This is a genomic window from Allobrachymonas chironomi DSM 19884 (genome assembly GCF_000374625.1).
Taxonomy (GTDB): Bacteria; Pseudomonadota; Gammaproteobacteria; order Burkholderiales; family Burkholderiaceae_C; genus Brachymonas; species Brachymonas chironomi.
The window spans coordinates 71,523-86,388 of sequence record NZ_KB894767.1; the positions used below are offsets into that span (position 1 = coordinate 71,523).

The following is a 14,866-nucleotide window of genomic DNA, read 5'->3' on the forward strand; positions in this document are numbered from 1 at the left end:
GACATGTCATCTTTGCAATCCCTTGACATCGCCAAGCGCTCTGCCACGACCACGCCGTCTCCGCAGGTGCGCAAGGAGGCGACTCCCGAAGTCGCCAAACTGATTGACGTTTCCAGCTGCATCGGCTGCAAGGCCTGCCAGGTAGCCTGCATGCAGTGGAACGATCTCCGCCCGGAAGTGGGCCACAACGTCGGTATCTATGACAACCCGGCTGATCTGGGCCCCGAGGCCTGGACCGTCATGCGCTTCGCCGAAGTCGAAGTCGAGCAGGACCGTCTGGAGTGGCTGATCCGCAAGGACGGCTGCATGCACTGCGAGGATCCGGGCTGCCTGAAGGCCTGCCCGTCCCCGGGTGCCATCGTCAAGTACGCCAACGGTATCGTCGACTTCATCAGCGAGCACTGCATTGGCTGCGGCTACTGCGTGAAGGGCTGCCCGTTCGACGTGCCGCGCATCAGCACGGTGGACAACAAGGCCTACAAGTGCTCGCTGTGTTCCGACCGTGTGGGTGTGGGCCTGGAGCCGGCCTGCGTGAAGACCTGCCCGACCGGCGCGATCCGCTTCGGTACCAAGGAAGACATGCTGCACTTCGGCGAGGTCCGCGTGGCCGACCTGAAGGAGCGCGGTTACGCCAACGCCGGTGTCTACGACCCCGAGGGCGTGGGCGGTACCCACGTGGTGTACGTGCTGCAGCACGCCGACAAGCCCGAAATCTACAACGATCTGCCGGCCGATCCCCGGATCAGCCCGTGGGTGTCGCTGTGGAAGGGGGCGGCCAAGCCGCTGGCGCTGGCCGCCATGATTGGCGCTGCCGTGACCGGCTTCTTCCATTACGTGAAGGTGGGTCCGGTGCCCGAGCCGGAAGATGAGGATGACGTGGCTGCTCCGGCTGGCTACGAGGACGGCAGCAAGCGCCGTGAAGGAGAGGCATGATGAAACGCTACCTGCAACGCTATGGCAGCATGATGCGCTTCAACCACTGGATCATGGTGCTGCTGTTCGGTCTGGCCGGTTTCTCCGGTCTGGCCCTGTTCCATCCCAGCCTGTTCTTCCTGGACAACCTGTTTGGCGGACCGCAGTGGACGCGCATCCTGCACCCCTATCTGGGGGTGGGCGTGTTCATCGCCTTCCTGTTCATGTTCTTTGCGCTGGCCAGGGCCAACCTGTTCAACCGCAATGACGTGGAGTGGATGAAGAAGTCCGGCGACATGCTGGCAGGCAGAAAAGCTAACATGCCTCCGGCCGGTCGTTTCAACGCCGGCCAGAAGGGCGTGTTCTGGGTCATGGCCATCTGCATGCTGCTGCTGCTGGTGACTGGTGTGCTGTTCTGGCAGCAATGGTTTGCCAACAGTGTGCCGATTCCGCTGCAACGCGTGGCGCTGGTGGTGCATGCCTTGTCCGCCTTTGCGATCTCGCTGGTGGTGGTGATGCACATCTACGCCGCCCTGTGGGTGAAGGGCACGGTTCGTGCCATGACCCAGGGTACGGTTTCTGCCGGCTGGGCCAAGCAGAACCACTATCTGTGGTACAAAAAGGTCACTGGCGAAGGCGCTGACAAGCGCTGATCCTGCCGGCTGACGGATACCTCCCAGGCCCCGGCACCCAGTGGTGCCGGGGTCATTTTTTATGCATGCCATGAACGATCACACCACAAGCGCAAGCATTGTTCCCGCCGAGGAACTGGCGCTGCGTACCGAAATCGAAGCGACCTTCCTGCACCTGCCGGAAGCGCGAACCTGTTTTGCAGAGCGCGAGATGCGCCTGCGCCAGCTGGCGGCCGGCCATGCGATGCAGGACTTCCTGCTGTTCATGGCCGAGCTGGCGCATGCGCAGCAGGAACAGCTGAATGGCTTTGCCGGCGCAGCCCTGCCCGATGCCGAAGCCGTGACCCAGGCGGCGCTGCTGGGTCGCCCGCCGCTGCCGGCCGAGCACTGGACGCGCGATCCGGCCTGGCAGCAGATCGTGCGTGCGCTGGCCCGCAGCCTGCGTGCCCATGCGCCCGAGCCGGCACACGAGATGCTGCAACAGCTGGAAGAGGCCGAGGGCGACTGGCTGGAACTGCAGGCCGACAAGCTGCTGCACGGCATTGCCTATGATCTGGACATGGGCGCGGCACCGGTGATTGGTGCGGCACTGCAGGTCTACTGGACCTGGATGGTCGATGCCCTGGCCAAGCGCCCGCAGACCGATGAGCAGCGCGTGGCCCCCTTTGGCCGCATCGACGATGCCAAGGTATGTCCCTGCTGCGGCAGCAAGCCGGTGTCCAGCGTGGTCAAGGCCGGTGCCGAACGTGGTGGCCAGCGCTACCTGCAGTGTTCGCTGTGCGGCAGCCAGTGGAACATGGTGCGCATCAAGTGCACGCATTGCGAATCGACCAAGGGCCTGCAGTACCACGAGCTGGAGCTGGCCGATGTCGAGCATGACGAGTCGCGCGCGCGCAAGGCGGTCGTGCAGGCCGAGACCTGTGACGAGTGCGGCCATTACTCCAAGCTGATCCACGCCGATCGCGACGTGATGGCCGATGCCGTGGCCGATGACCTGGCCAGCCTGACGCTGGACCTGCTGGTATCGGAATCGGGCAAGCAGCGCCACGGCGTCAACATGATGTTGCTGTTTGGCGCGGCCGAACCCGAAGCACCGGGAGAAGTATGATGCAGGAACCCGCTGAATCCGTGGTGCACGGTTCCGGGTTCGGAGCTGGAGAACAAGCTGCCGGCAAGGCGCATCCGCGCGATCTGCCGGCCACGGACCGACTGCTGCGCGAGGCGGCGGTACAGCAGCTGCTGGCCGATCATGGCCATACGCTGGTGGCGGCAGAGGCGCGCCGTCTGCTGGATGACTGCCGCCAGCAGGTGCTGGCCGGGCAGCTGGACTTGGCGCAGGCGGCCTTGCCGGCGCTTGCAGCGCAGTTACAGGCGCGCGTGCAGCAGGTGTTGCGCCCGCGCATGCAGGCGGTGCTGAACCTGACCGGCACGGTGATCCACACCAACCTGGGGCGTTCGCTGTTGGCCGAACCGGCACTGCAGCACATGCTGGCGATGATGTCCGGCCCGAACAACCTGGAATACGATCTGGGCAGCGGCGGTCGTGGCGATCGTGACAGCATGATCGAGGAGCTGCTGTGCCAGATCACCGGAGCCGAAGCCGCCACGGTGGTGAACAACAATGCCGCTGCCGTGCTGCTGACGCTGGCCGCCATGGCGCGTGGCCGCGAGGTGATTGTCTCGCGTGGCGAGCTGGTGGAAATTGGCGGGGCTTTCCGCATGCCGGATGTGATGGAGAGCGCTGGTGCGCGCCTGGTCGAGGTGGGCACCACGAATCGCACCCACCCGCAGGATTACGAGCGCGCCATCAGCGGCAACACGGCCCTGCTGATGAAGGTGCATACCAGCAACTACCAGGTGCAGGGTTTTACCCGCAGTGTCAGCGAGGCCGAGATGGCGCAGATCGCGCATCGCCACGGTTTGCCGATGGCGACCGATCTGGGCAGTGGCTCGCTGGTGGATCTGGCGCAATACGGCCTGCCGCGCGAACCGCTGCCGCAGGAGATGCTGGTCGCCGGCTGCGATGTGGTCACCTTCAGTGGCGACAAGCTGCTGGGTGGTCCGCAGGCCGGCCTGATCGTGGGCAGCAAGGAGGCGGTGGGCCGCATCCGCAAGTTCCCCATGAAGCGGGCCTTGCGCATGAGCAAGCTGCCGCTGGCGGCGCTCGAAGCCACGCTGCGACTTTACCTGCAGCCGGAGCACCTGACGCGCGACTTGCCCACGCTGCGCATGCTGACGCGTCCGGTGGCGGAGATTCGTGGCCTGGCAGCGCGCCTGCAGCCGCTGCTGATTGAGGCGGTGGCCCCGCGCTTTGGCGTGGAGATCGTGGAGTTGCAGGGCCAGATCGGATCCGGCTCCTTGCCGGTGGACCGGCTGCCATCGGCCGGACTGGCGATGGCGCCGCTGGAGAAAAAAGGTGCAGGCCGTGCGCTGGATGCGCTGGCCAGCGCACTGCGCCAGCTGCCGCTGCCGGTGATTGGCCGTATTGCCGATGACCGCCTGCTGCTGGACCTGCGCTGCCTGGAGCAGGAAGCCGCTTTTGTCAGCCAGTTGCCGGCCTTGCAGGAGCAGCTGGCATGATTGTCGGCACCGCAGGCCATATCGACCACGGCAAGACCACGCTGGTGCGTGCGCTGACAGGCGTGGACACCGACCGGCTGCCGGAAGAAAAAAAGCGCGGCATCAGCATCGAGCTGGGCTACGCTTTTCTGGATACGCCCGGAGGCGAGCGCATCGGCTTTATTGACGCCCCGGGACACGAGCGCCTGGTGCACACCATGCTGGCTGGTGCCAGCGGGATTGATTTTGCGCTGCTGCTGATCGCTGCCGATGACGGCATCATGCCGCAGACGCGCGAGCATCTGGCGGTGCTGTCGCTACTGGGCAAGACGCGCGGCGCTGCCGTCATCACCAAGGCGGATCGGGCCGATGCCGGGCGTATCGCGACGTTGACGGCAGAGATCCAGGCCTTGCTGCAGCAGAGCAGCCTGGCGGGTGCGCCGGTGCTGGCGGTATCGGCGCAGAGCGGGCAGGGCGTGGACGCATTGCGCCAGTTGCTGCTCGATGCCAGCGGCGCGGTTGCAGCACAGGATGGCGGGCAGGCCTTCCGCCTGGCGGTAGACCGCAGCTTCAGCCTAGGAGGGACCGGCACCGTGGTGACCGGTACCGTTCACGCCGGACAGGTGCAGGTAGCCGAGCAGCTGCAACTGGTACCAGGCGGCCTTGCGGTGCGCGTGCGCAGCCTGCATGCGCAGAACCAGCCGGTGCAACAGGCGCATGCCGGGCAGCGCTGCGCCGTGGCGCTGGCGGCTATCGACAAGGAGCAGGCGAATCGTGGCGACTGGCTGGTAGAGCCGGCGGTGGCACTGTCCACGTCGCGCCTTGATGCGCGACTCAGCCTCTGGCATGCCGAGGAGAAGGCGCTGAAATCCGGCGCGCGCGTGCAGGTGCACCTGGGGGCCGAATCGGTTCCGGGAACGATTGCCGTGCTGGATCAGGACAATTTGCAGCCGGGCGCTTCGGCGCTGGTGCAGATTGTGCTGCGCCAGCCGCTCGGGGCCTGGCATGGCGACCGTGTGGTGCTGCGCGATGCCTCGGCCACGCGCACCCTGGCCGGTGGTGTGGTGCTGGACCCGTTTGCACCGGTGCGCTATCGCCGCACGCCGCAGCGCCTGGCCGAACTGGCGGTGCTGGAGCTGCCCGAGCCGGCGCAGCGCCTGCAGGGCTTGCTGGAGCATGCCCCCCACGGGCTGGACCTGCGACGCTTTCAGCAGGCCCAGGGCCTGCGCCAGTTGCCGGTGCTGCCGGCATCGGCCTTGCAGGGCGAACATGCGGCCGGAGGCCATTGGGCCATCGGTGCGGAAGCTGCGCAGCAGGCCTGGGACAAGGTACAACAGACGCTGGCCGCCTTCCATGAGCAGCAACCGGATGAACTGGGGCCGGCGCTGACACGCCTGCGTCGGCTGGCACTGCCGCGCATGCCCGATCCCTTGTGGGAGCTGCTGGTGCAGCGCTGGCGCGAGGCTGGCCTGCTGTCGCAACAGGGGGCCTTTCTGCACCTGCCGGAACATGGTGTGCGCCTGTCGGCCACCGAGCAGCGGCTGGCCGAGAAAGTGCGACCGCATCTGGTCAATGCCGGCCACGAAGGGGCCTGGGCGCGTGACCTGGCCAAGTGGGCTGCCGAGCCCGAGCCGCTGGTGCGTTCCACCCTGGCGCGATTGGCGCGGCGCGGCGAGTTGCACCAGGTGGTGAAGGATTTGTATTATGATGCGGCCACCATGCAGACACTGGTGCAACTGGCCCGTCAGGTTGCGGCCGCGCATCAGGACAAGGTACTGGCCGCCGATTACCGCGATGCCACCGGGCTGGGACGCAAGCGCGCGATCCAGATCCTGGAGTACCTGGACCGCATCGGTGTGCTGAGACGGGTGGGCGATACCCACTTGCTGCGTATCGACAGCAGCCTGTTCGCGTAACGGTTTCTGCGGAGGAACAACGATCCTGGTGGGTCGGCCGGGCTTCAAACCCGGTGGGTGGTGCCAAGCGCTGCCGGGCAGGTTCGACTCCTGTGTTCCTCCGCCAATTATCTGTTGGATGCGCTTATCCCGTCAGCGTGCCAGCTCGATCTTCAGTTTCAGACCCAAGGCTTCGATCACCTTGAACAAGGTTTCGGAAGTGGGTGCGCGTTCACCACTCAGGCTTTTGTAAAGGCTTTCGCGGGACAGGCCGGTATCCCTGGCCAGTTGTGTCATGCCACGTGCCCGGGCCACATCGCCCAAGGCAGCGGCTAGCAGGGCGGGGTTGGCTTCTTCCATGGCCAGCTGGACATGCAGCACCATGTCTTCTTCGGAGTGCAGGTAGTTGGCGGCATCAAAAGGCCGGGTCTTGATGGTCGTCTTGTGCATGGTACAGCTCCCTGGCGATAGTGATGGCCTTGGCGATATCCTGATGCTGCGTGGATTTGTCGCCGCCACCCAGCATGAGGATTACCTGTCGTCCACGCTGGATGTAGTACATGCGCCAGCCTGGACCAAAAAACTCCCGCATTTCCCAGACGCCATGTCCAACGGGTTTGACATCGCCCAGTTGACCCAGCCGGACCTTGTTGATTCTTCGTACGAGCCGCAATCGTGTCATGCGATCCCTGATGCTGCCCAACCAAGTGCTGAAGGCTTCCGTTTCGATGAGGGTATACATGAGGATTGTAGCCCTGAGGCTACGAGCAGTCAAATCAAAAAATAATATTAAAGTATTATAATTGAGGCACTCCGTATTGGCCATGACAAAGGGCACGGAATCGCTCCCGTGCCCTTTGTTGCTTGCCGGCCAGAATCAGTTCTGGCTGACAGGAATCGGCTGCTTGCCGGCTTGCGCCTTGCGCTTGTTGCGCGCCCGGATGTTGAGCACCTCTACGGCCAGCGAGAAGGCCATGGCGGAGTAGATGTAACCCTTGGGGATATGTGCGTCAAAGGCTTCGGCGGTGAGCGCCATGCCGATCATGACCAGGAAGGCCAGCGCCAGCACCTTGACCGAGGGGTGGCGTTCCACGAATTCGCTGATGGAGCGCGCTGCCAGCATCATCACGCTGATGGAGGTGATCACGGCGGCTACCATGATCCAGATCTCGTCCACCATGGCCACGGCAGTGATCACGGAGTCCAGCGAAAACACGATGTCGATCACGGCGATTTGCGCAATGATGTTCCAGAACAGCTTGCGTCCGCTCTTCTGGAGTGCCGCGTCATCGGTTTCGGTTGGGCCGTGTTGTTCGGGGGCTTCCACTTCCACAAAGATTTCGTGCGAGGCCTTGTAGAGCAGGAACAGGCCACCCAGCAGCAGTACCAGATCCCGGCCACTGATGCCCTGGCCGGCGACTTGGAACAGATCGGCGGTCAGGCCCATGATCCAGCTCAGCGAGAACAGCAGCAGGATGCGGAAGATCATGGCCATGGCCAGACCGATCTTGCGGGCGCGGTCGCGCATGTGGGCGGGGAGTCGTCCGACGAGGACGGAGATGAAGACGATGTTGTCGATGCCCAGCACGATTTCGAGTGCGGTGAGCATGAAGAAGGCAACCCAGATATTCGGGTCCAGCAGGAAGTCCATGAAAGAGAAAGGTTTGTCAATGACCGGAGCAGCGGCCATCAGGGCCCGGGCTGTCCACGAGCTTATGCATTCTAGGGATGGCGCAAGCATCGGTAAATCAGAAAAAAATCCGCCAATCTTCGAAAAAAATTGATAATGCCAGCATGCTCAACTACAAGCATCTGCACTATTTCCAGCAAGTGGCCGAGGCCGGCAGCATGACGCGCGCCAGTGAGCGGCTGCATGTGAGCCCACAAACCATCAGCACCCAGATTGCCGAGTTGGAAGACCGCTTGGGGGTGGAGCTGTTCGTCAAGCATGGTCGCAAGCTGGAGCTGACCGACATCGGCCGACTGACGCTGCAGTATGCGCGCGACATCTTTACCACCGGGGCCGAACTGGAGGCTGTGTTGCGCGATCGCAGCGGGCGCGGCAAGGCGCTGGAGTTCCGCGTGGGGGTGGCGGACAGCATGTCCAAGGCGGTGGCCTTCCATCTGGTGGAGCCGGCGCTGGAACTGCCGGACCCGGTACGGCTGATCTGCCAGGAAGGCCGTGCCGAGCGCCTGCTGGCCGAACTGGCCATGCACCGGCTGGATCTGGTGCTGTCCGATGCGCCGGTGCCGGCCTCGGTGAGCGTGCAGGCGTACAGCCATCGGTTGGGGGCGACGGAGGTGGCGTTTTATGCGGCGGCGGGCTTGCGTGAACGCTTTGCAGGGGAGTTTCCGGGCTGTCTGGATGGCGCGCCGGTGCTGTTGCCCGGGGCCGATGCCGCCATCGGCCAGCGGCTACGTGCCTGGCTGGATCGCAACGGCGTGCGGCCGGTGGTGGTGGGGGAGTTTGACGACAGCGCGCTGGCGCAGGAGTTTGGCAAGAAGGGCGTGGGCTTCTTTGTCGGGCCGGCGTTTCTGGCTCCCGGCATCACCGCGCAGCATGGCATGCTGGCGGTGGGAGTGGCGCATGGGGTGCGGGAGGAGTTTTATGCCTTGTCGATTGAGCGCAGGATTACGCATCGGTGTGTGGTGGCGATTACGGAGGCTGCTCGAGGGATGTTGGCTTGAATGATTTTTCAGGTTCGATTTTGGCCCACGATAGCGGATAGCTCTTCTATGCTTAGCATGGGATCGGAACGGTGAATCATCCTGTGGCAGTTGGAGCACACGATGGCCAAATCCTCCAGTGAGGTTTGGGTGGAGTCTACGACGGTAGAAAGAGGAGTTAAATGATGAACTTAACAGAAATTATCTCCTATTATCCCGTATGCTTCTGCAAAATTGAAGTTGCAAACTTCGCAACAAAGATGCCCCTTTTTTGTCAAAGTGTCTATCTTTTTCTGGGCGATAATTCTCGGATCTCGATCACGTTTGAGGTGGGAGGCTAGACGGAGTTTACCTTCTGTGACGGTGTCTGTGGTGTCAATATCAGAAAGGTCAAGTTCAGAAAGGTCAGATGAAGTGCTGGGGAAACTTTGGTTGTAAAGGTTGATCAGTTGCTGAACGTAATTTTCATCGCTGATGCGATTAAAGCCTAGGCTGAAGTTGCTTTGTGATTTCAAGAAGGACGGAAACCAATCAAGGTTGTTGAGTGGGATGGGAGGGGCGAATTCCTTGACGCTCTGTCCTAGGATGACATGACGCTCAGACGATGAGTTTTCCAGTTCTACATTGCTGCCCAAGTAAAGGCCAAAGAGTGAAAACGAGGTTCCTTTTTGATTTGGAACTCCTTTCATAACCCATATGATATTTCCAATGGCCTTCTTCAGAAGGCCTTGTTTCTTGCTTAAGAAGCGAAGATGACCGTCTGGAATTAGATCGTACCCCATCTTTTGAACGCTATGGTATGCAATGAAGTGTTCTTTTGATTGGAAATCTTGCTTGGGTGCGGATGGTGTGTGGCTGCTTAATCCGAGCTCATTCAAGGCATAAACTACAGAGGGGCGTAGCTGCAATACCCATTCATTTCCAGGCTCCTTGAAGAATTCAACCATAATGAAAAGTTTGGTGTCCGGAAAAATTTTCAACTGTTTACACAAGTTTCCTGCCAATCTCCCGTAATGGATGTTTGCGGCATTCCACGTGGAGAACCCCATGGCGGTTGCCATCTGGCGCATGGTCAATGCCTGGTCTGGTGCTTCCATGTGGATGCGTAGCATCTCCCATTGTTTGTCCGTGAGCGATATTTTTCTGAAGGCCTCGGCGTAGTCGTGGGAGGTCAGATTGTCGATGGATTGGACTATTTCTTCTTGCATCTGCTTGTGGATTTGTGTGTGGCTTGTATTTTATGGATGCGTGTGGATCGATTCGATTCAAGTCACCCCGTCAACTGATTCAACTCCATAATAGGCATCAACACCGCCAAAACAATCAGCATAACCACCACCCCCATCCCCACAATCAGCAAAGGCTCCAGCACCGTAGCCATCCGCATCGCCTTGCGCTGCACTTCGGCACTCAGCTGTTTCGCCACGCGCCCCAGCATGTCCCCCAACTGCCCGGTCTGCTCCCCCAGCCGCGCAAACATGCCCACCAGCTTGGGAAAGCGCGTTTTCTGGCTTAGCGCACTGCCCACCGGCGCGCCTTCGCGCACCAGCACGATCACATCCTCCGCATCCACCTGCATCGCACGGTTGGACAGGGTGGCGGCTGCCGCTTGCAGGGCTTTGAGGATGGGTACGCCGGCCTGGGCCAGCATGGCCAGGGTGCTGGCAAAGCGGGCGGCGTTGTACTGGCAGATCAGCCCGCCCAGCACCGGCAGGCGCAGCAGCCAGGCGTCCATGCGCTGGCGGAAGACATCGCGCTTGCGCAGCTGTTGTACCAGCAGCGCTCCCGTGGCCAGCAGCAGGGCCAGCAGCCAGCCCCATTGCCGGATCAGATCGCTGAAGGACAGCATCACCGTGGTCAGCAGCGGCAGGGCGCGCTTGCTGCCGGCATAGACGCCGGCCACCTGCGGCACCACGTAGCTGAGCAGGAACACCACGATCGCCACCGCCACCAGCGACACAATCATCGGGTACAGCGCCGCGCCCATCACCTTGCTGCTCAGCTCCTGTTGTGCTTCCAGATCATCGGCCAGGCGCTGCAGCACCATGCCCAGGTGGCCGCTGTGCTCGCCGGCGGCAATCACGGCGATGTAGATGGAAGAAAACTCGCGTGGATGCTGCTGCAGCGCCTTGGCCAGGCTGCTGCCGGCGTGCACTTCGGTGCGCAGGGCCGCCACCAGTTGGCGCTGGCGTTCGGGCGCGCTGTCTTCGCTCAGGGCGTGCAGCGCACGTTCCACCGGCAGGCCGGCAGCCACCAGACCGGCCAGCTGGCGCGTCCAGACCGCCAGTGTGGTGCGGTCAAACGCCTTGCCGGCAAACAGTGGGCGGTTCAGGCCGCTGCCCTGGGTGCCGGCCTGCAGTGCCTGTACTTCCAGCGGCACCAGCCCGCGCTGGCGCAGTGCGGCGCGGGCGGCTTTCTGCGTCTCGGCTTCCAGCGTGCCCTTGCGCGTCTTGCCGCTGTCGTCCAGCGCCTGGTATTGGTAGGCGGGCATGCTGGCCTCAATCGCGCGTCACGCGCAGCAGTTCTTCCGGCGTGGTGATGCCGGCCGCTACCAGCCGTTCGCCGTCGTCACGCATCAGCGTCATGCCGGCGCGCAGGGCGGCGGCGCGGATATCGGCCTCTGCAGCGCTGTGGTGGATCTGTTCGCGGATGGCATCGTCCACGATCAGCAACTCGAAGATGCCGGTGCGCCCCGCGTAGCCGCTCTGGCCGCAGTGCGTGCAGCCCTGGCCGTGGCAATGGGGGCAGACCTTGCGTACCAGCCGCTGCGCCAGCACGCCGAGCAGTGAACTGGCCAGCAGAAAAGGCTCGATGCCCATGTCGTGCAGGCGCGTGACGGCGCTGGAAGCATCGTTGGTGTGCAGCGTGGCCAGCACCAGGTGACCGGTGAGCGAGGCCTGGATGGCGATTTGCGCGGTTTCGAAATCGCGGATCTCGCCAATCATGATCACGTCCGGATCCTGGCGCAGGATGGCGCGCAGCGCCTTGGCAAAGGTCAGCTCGATGCGCGCATTCACCTGCGTCTGGCCAATGCCGGGCAGCTCGTACTCGATCGGGTCTTCCACCGTCATGATGTTGCCGCTGCGGGCATCGAGCCGGCTCAGGGCCGAGTACAGCGTGGTGGTCTTGCCCGAGCCGGTCGGGCCGGTAACCAGGATGATGCCGTGCGGCTGGCGGATCAGCTGGTCGAACTGCTGCAGCGTGGCACCCTGCATGCCCACCGCTTCCAGGCTGATCTTGTTGCCGGACTTGTCCAGCAGGCGCAGCACGGCGCGTTCACCAAAGGCGCTGGGCAGGGTGGACACGCGCACGTCGATGGCGCGGGTGCCCAGGCGCAGGCTGATGCGGCCGTCCTGCGGCAGGCGTTTTTCGGCAATGTCCAGATCGGCCATGATTTTGAGGCGGCTGATCAGCGCGGCGTGCAGGGCGCGATTCGGCTGCACCACTTCGCGCAGGCTGCCGTCCACGCGGAAGCGCACCAGACTGTGGTGCTCGTAGGGCTCGATATGGATATCGCTGGCACCGTCGCGCGCGGCCTGGGTCAGCAGGGCGTTGAGCATGCGGATGATGGGCGCCTCGTCGGCCGCTTCCAGCAGGTCTTCCACCGGCGGCAGCTCCTGCATCATGCGGCTCAGGTCGGCATCGCTTTCCACTTCGCTGACGATGCTGGCGGCGCTGGATTCGCCCTGGGCGTAGGCGGCGCTGATGCGCTGCGCCAGCGCCGGCGTTTCCAGCGTGCGCTGGGCGCTGATCGGGTACTTGCGCCTGACTTCGTTCCAGGCCGCGGTCGGAGCCTGGTCACGGCCATGCCAGAGCAGCAGGCTGCCGTCATCCTGCTGTTCCAGCAGCAGCTGGTGCTTGCGCGCAAAGGCGTAGGGCAGGGGATGTCGCATGGGCTTCAGGCTCCGCCGGAGTTGTCCCAGGTGTCGGTGGAGATATGGGCGGGAACAGGGCTGGTTTCAGTCGGGGTATTCCCGTTGGGGGTAATAATGATATTCTCTCAGTTGCCAGAAGCAGGTTGCAGATACGCACCCGGCTGCTGCATGTTCTCGTAGATCAGCGGACGCGGCAGCACTTTTTCCGGCGCATCGTTGACCGGCGCCCAGGCGCTGTCATCCTGCGGACGAATGGCCGGCAGCACCGGGGCCTGCAGCGGCTGGATCAGGCCCGGGTTGGGCTGGGTGTTGATCTGGGTGGCGCGCATCATGTCGTAGCGGTCCATGGACAGCGCATGGCTGTCGTTCAGGTCGCGCACCACGATCGGGCGCAGGAAGACCATCAGGTTGGTCTTCTTGCGGCTGCGGTTCTCGCTGCGGAACAGGCTGCCAATCACCGGAATGTCGCCGAGCAGCGGAATCTTCTGCTGGCTGTTGGCGTATTCGTCCGACAGCAGGCCGCCCAGCACGATGATCTGGCTGTCGCCCACCACCACGTTCGATTCGATGGAGCGCTTGTTGGTGGTCAGGCCGCTGGGTGAGTTGACCGAGGCCGGGTCCACGCTGCTGACTTCCTGGTAGATCTGCATGCGCACCGAGTCGTTCTCGCCAATCTGCGGCTTGACGCGCAGCGTCAGGCCGACGTCCTGGCGTTCGATGGTCTGGAACGGGTTGACGGCGCCGTTGCCGCTGTTGTTGTTGGTGTACTGGCCGGTGACAAAGGGCACGTTCTTGCCGATCATGATGCGCGCTTCCTCGTTGTCCAGCGTGATCAGGTTCGGGGTGGACAGGATGTTGGCATCGCCGGTGCTTTGCAGGAAGTTGGCGACCAGGCCGAGAATCGGCTGGCCATTGACGCGATCGCTCATGGCCAGGTTGAGGCCGCCGCGCACATCGGGCAGGGCGAGGTTGGCGATGGCGGCGGTCATGCCGAGGATGTTGCCGGGGCCGGCAAAGTTGGTGCCGATCAGGCCGACGTTGCCATTCGAGCTGAAGGCGTTTTGCCACTGGATGCCCAGGTCGGCGGCGGTATCGGCATTGACTTCGGCGATCAGGCTTTCGACATAGATCTGGGCGCGGCGCGTGTCCAGCCGGTCGATCACGGCGCGCAGCTGGCGGTATTCGGGTTCGCTGGCGGTGATGACCAGCGAGTTGGTGCCGGGATCGGCCTGGATGCGGCCGCCGGTGGACGGGTTGCCGCTGGATTGCAGTGCCGAGGTGGCGGTGACCTGCACCTGGTTGCCTGTGGTGCTGCTGCCGGCGGCACCGGTGTTCATTCCCATGCTGCCGCTCTGGCCCTGGATGGCGGCATCGTTGGCGGCCATGGCGGCGCGCAGCGTGGTGGCCATCTTGGCGGCATCAGCATGCTTGAGGTGCACCACCCAGATGTTGCCGGCCGCGCCGTTGCTGCTGTGGTTGCTCAGCGCCGGCTGGTCCAGCTTGAGGATCAGGCTGCGCGCTTCCAGCGCCTGCGCGTGGGTGGGCGCGCGCAGCAGCAGGGTATTGCTGCGCGGCTCCGGCAGCACGGTGGTGCGACTGAAGCCGGTGGCAGCGCCGGCGGCGGCCTGGGCTGCCATGGCACCGGCTCCGCTGCCATCCAGCAGGCGCTGCACCAGCGGCGCCATGTCGGTGGCCACGCCGTAACGCAGCGGGATCACCTCCACGCCGCTACCCACCGGCTGGTCGATGCCGCTGATGATGCGGCTGATGCGCTCGATGTTGTCGGCGTAATCGGTGACCACCAGCGTGGTGCTGCCGCTGGCGTTGATGGTGTTGTTCGGACTGATCAGCGGACGCAGCACCGGAATCAGGTTGGCGCTGTTTTCATGCTGCAGCTTGAACACGCGTGTCACCACCTGGTTGCCGCTGGTGCTCTGGCCGCGCGGCAGCACGCGCGCCTGCAGCTTGGCATCGGCTTCGGGCACGACCTTGTACATGCCGTCGGCCTGCACCAGCGCCAGACCCTGCAGGCGCAGCGCGGCGGCAAACTGGTTGACGGCCTGTGCCGGCGTGACCGGGCGCTCGGACTGCATGCTGATGGTGCCCTTGGCGCGCGTGTCCAGCACCACGTTGCGGCCGGTGATGGCGGCAATGGTGCGGGCGACCGATTCGATATCGGCATTGGAAAAATTGAGCGTGATGCGCTCCTGTGACCAGGCCGGTGCGGTCTGCGTCAGGCCGGCCAGCAGCAGCGCCACGGCCAGGCCATGACGCCAGCGGCGCGGAGCCTGCGTGAAAGAAGAGGAGGTCGGGAACGAAAACATGG

The 14,866-nt window shown here is 63.5% G+C and carries 14 protein-coding genes, 1 tRNA gene and 1 pseudogene; 8 read left to right on the forward strand and 8 right to left on the reverse strand.

Annotation, left to right across the window (positions count from 1 at the left end):
• Positions 1 to 3: 3 nt before the first annotated feature.
• From fdxH to C513_RS0105360, 6 genes are all read left to right on the forward strand, one after another.
• Positions 4 to 933: a formate dehydrogenase subunit beta gene (gene fdxH / locus C513_RS0105335; RefSeq protein WP_018715003.1), complete on the forward strand. Its 930-nt coding sequence runs from the start codon at positions 4 to 6 to the stop codon at positions 931 to 933.
• The gene (locus C513_RS0105340) at positions 930 to 1,565 is read left to right on the forward strand and encodes a formate dehydrogenase subunit gamma (RefSeq protein ID WP_211215729.1); all 636 of its coding nucleotides are present in this window, start codon (positions 930 to 932) and stop codon (positions 1,563 to 1,565) included. Before fdxH ends, C513_RS0105340 begins: the two co-directional genes overlap by 4 nt.
• Positions 1,566 to 1,635: 70 nt before the next feature.
• Positions 1,636 to 2,652, forward strand: coding sequence for a formate dehydrogenase accessory protein FdhE (fdhE, locus tag C513_RS0105345; RefSeq protein ID WP_156816050.1), 1,017 nt, complete (start codon positions 1,636 to 1,638; stop codon positions 2,650 to 2,652).
• Positions 2,649 to 4,124, forward strand: coding sequence for an L-seryl-tRNA(Sec) selenium transferase (selA, locus tag C513_RS0105350; protein WP_018715006.1), 1,476 nt, complete (start codon positions 2,649 to 2,651; stop codon positions 4,122 to 4,124). Before fdhE ends, selA begins: the two co-directional genes overlap by 4 nt.
• A complete protein-coding gene (gene selB / locus C513_RS0105355; protein WP_018715007.1) occupies positions 4,121 to 6,019 on the forward strand; it encodes a selenocysteine-specific translation elongation factor in 1,899 nt (632 codons plus the stop codon). The genes selA and selB overlap by 4 nt, the downstream gene beginning before the upstream one ends.
• Positions 6,020 to 6,029: 10 nt before the next feature.
• Positions 6,030 to 6,125: transfer RNA gene (locus C513_RS0105360), tRNA-Sec, on the forward strand.
• A gap of 26 nt (positions 6,126 to 6,151) precedes the next feature.
• Here C513_RS0105360 and C513_RS0105365 read toward each other — a convergent pair.
• From C513_RS0105365 to C513_RS0105375, 3 genes are all read right to left on the reverse strand, one after another.
• Positions 6,152 to 6,448 (reverse strand): addiction module antidote protein, encoded by a 297-nt coding sequence (locus C513_RS0105365; RefSeq protein ID WP_018715008.1) that lies wholly within the window; start codon positions 6,446 to 6,448, stop codon positions 6,152 to 6,154.
• Complete coding sequence (locus C513_RS12795) at positions 6,414 to 6,740, reverse strand: type II toxin-antitoxin system RelE/ParE family toxin (protein ID WP_033394892.1); 327 nt, start codon at positions 6,738 to 6,740, stop codon at positions 6,414 to 6,416. The genes C513_RS0105365 and C513_RS12795 overlap by 35 nt, the downstream gene beginning before the upstream one ends.
• A gap of 135 nt (positions 6,741 to 6,875) precedes the next feature.
• The gene (locus C513_RS0105375) at positions 6,876 to 7,649 is read right to left on the reverse strand and encodes a TerC family protein (RefSeq protein ID WP_026320577.1); all 774 of its coding nucleotides are present in this window, start codon (positions 7,647 to 7,649) and stop codon (positions 6,876 to 6,878) included.
• Between C513_RS0105375 and C513_RS14670 the strand changes: the two genes are divergently transcribed.
• Complete coding sequence (locus C513_RS14670; RefSeq protein ID WP_281167660.1) at positions 7,648 to 7,782, forward strand: hypothetical protein; 135 nt, start codon at positions 7,648 to 7,650, stop codon at positions 7,780 to 7,782. The two genes, C513_RS0105375 and C513_RS14670, sit on opposite strands and share 2 nt — an antisense overlap.
• Before the next feature lie 10 nt (positions 7,783 to 7,792).
• Positions 7,793 to 8,686 (forward strand): transcriptional activator NhaR, encoded by an 894-nt coding sequence (nhaR, locus tag C513_RS0105380; RefSeq protein ID WP_018715011.1) that lies wholly within the window; start codon positions 7,793 to 7,795, stop codon positions 8,684 to 8,686.
• Positions 8,687 to 8,694: 8 nt separating this feature from the next.
• Here nhaR and C513_RS14725 read toward each other — a convergent pair.
• The 5 genes and pseudogenes from C513_RS14725 to gspD form a co-directional block, all read right to left on the reverse strand.
• A pseudogene (locus C513_RS14725) lies at positions 8,695 to 8,844 on the reverse strand (HNH endonuclease); the annotation flags it as partial.
• Positions 8,845 to 8,856: 12 nt separating this feature from the next.
• On the reverse strand, positions 8,857 to 9,873 hold the full coding sequence (locus tag C513_RS13650) for a hypothetical protein (protein ID WP_018715012.1): 1,017 nt from the start codon (positions 9,871 to 9,873) through the stop codon (positions 8,857 to 8,859).
• Positions 9,874 to 9,935: 62 nt separating this feature from the next.
• Positions 9,936 to 11,156, reverse strand: coding sequence for a type II secretion system inner membrane protein GspF (gene gspF / locus C513_RS0105390; protein WP_018715013.1), 1,221 nt, complete (start codon positions 11,154 to 11,156; stop codon positions 9,936 to 9,938).
• Positions 11,157 to 11,163: 7 nt separating this feature from the next.
• On the reverse strand, positions 11,164 to 12,558 hold the full coding sequence (locus C513_RS0105395) for a GspE/PulE family protein (RefSeq protein ID WP_018715014.1): 1,395 nt from the start codon (positions 12,556 to 12,558) through the stop codon (positions 11,164 to 11,166).
• A 107-nt stretch (positions 12,559 to 12,665) separates the two neighbouring features.
• The gene (gspD, locus tag C513_RS0105400) at positions 12,666 to 14,864 is read right to left on the reverse strand and encodes a type II secretion system secretin GspD (RefSeq protein ID WP_018715015.1); all 2,199 of its coding nucleotides are present in this window, start codon (positions 14,862 to 14,864) and stop codon (positions 12,666 to 12,668) included.
• Between the last annotated feature and the right edge of the window lie 2 nt (positions 14,865 to 14,866).

Excerpts from the sequence above, each read along its gene's own strand:
- C513_RS0105365 (WP_018715008.1), bottom strand. The coding sequence starts at position 6,448 with ATGCACAAGACGACCATCAAGACCCGGCCTTTTGATGCCGCCAACTAC.
- C513_RS14670 (WP_281167660.1), top strand. The coding sequence starts at position 7,648 with ATGAAAGAGAAAGGTTTGTCAATGACCGGAGCAGCGGCCATCAGGGCC.
- fdhE (WP_156816050.1), top strand. The coding sequence starts at position 1,636 with ATGAACGATCACACCACAAGCGCAAGCATTGTTCCCGCCGAGGAACTG.
- C513_RS0105340 (WP_211215729.1), top strand. The coding sequence starts at position 930 with ATGATGAAACGCTACCTGCAACGCTATGGCAGCATGATGCGCTTCAAC.
- C513_RS0105375 (WP_026320577.1), bottom strand. The coding sequence starts at position 7,649 with ATGGACTTCCTGCTGGACCCGAATATCTGGGTTGCCTTCTTCATGCTC.
- selA (WP_018715006.1), top strand. The coding sequence starts at position 2,649 with ATGATGCAGGAACCCGCTGAATCCGTGGTGCACGGTTCCGGGTTCGGA.
- C513_RS13650 (WP_018715012.1), bottom strand. The coding sequence starts at position 9,873 with ATGCAAGAAGAAATAGTCCAATCCATCGACAATCTGACCTCCCACGAC.
- gspF (WP_018715013.1), bottom strand. The coding sequence starts at position 11,156 with ATGCCCGCCTACCAATACCAGGCGCTGGACGACAGCGGCAAGACGCGC.
- selB (WP_018715007.1), top strand. The coding sequence starts at position 4,121 with ATGATTGTCGGCACCGCAGGCCATATCGACCACGGCAAGACCACGCTG.
- gspD (WP_018715015.1), bottom strand. The coding sequence starts at position 14,864 with ATGTTTTCGTTCCCGACCTCCTCTTCTTTCACGCAGGCTCCGCGCCGC.
- fdxH (WP_018715003.1), top strand. The coding sequence starts at position 4 with ATGTCATCTTTGCAATCCCTTGACATCGCCAAGCGCTCTGCCACGACC.
- C513_RS0105395 (WP_018715014.1), bottom strand. The coding sequence starts at position 12,558 with ATGCGACATCCCCTGCCCTACGCCTTTGCGCGCAAGCACCAGCTGCTG.
- nhaR (WP_018715011.1), top strand. The coding sequence starts at position 7,793 with ATGCTCAACTACAAGCATCTGCACTATTTCCAGCAAGTGGCCGAGGCC.
- C513_RS12795 (WP_033394892.1), bottom strand. The coding sequence starts at position 6,740 with ATGTATACCCTCATCGAAACGGAAGCCTTCAGCACTTGGTTGGGCAGC.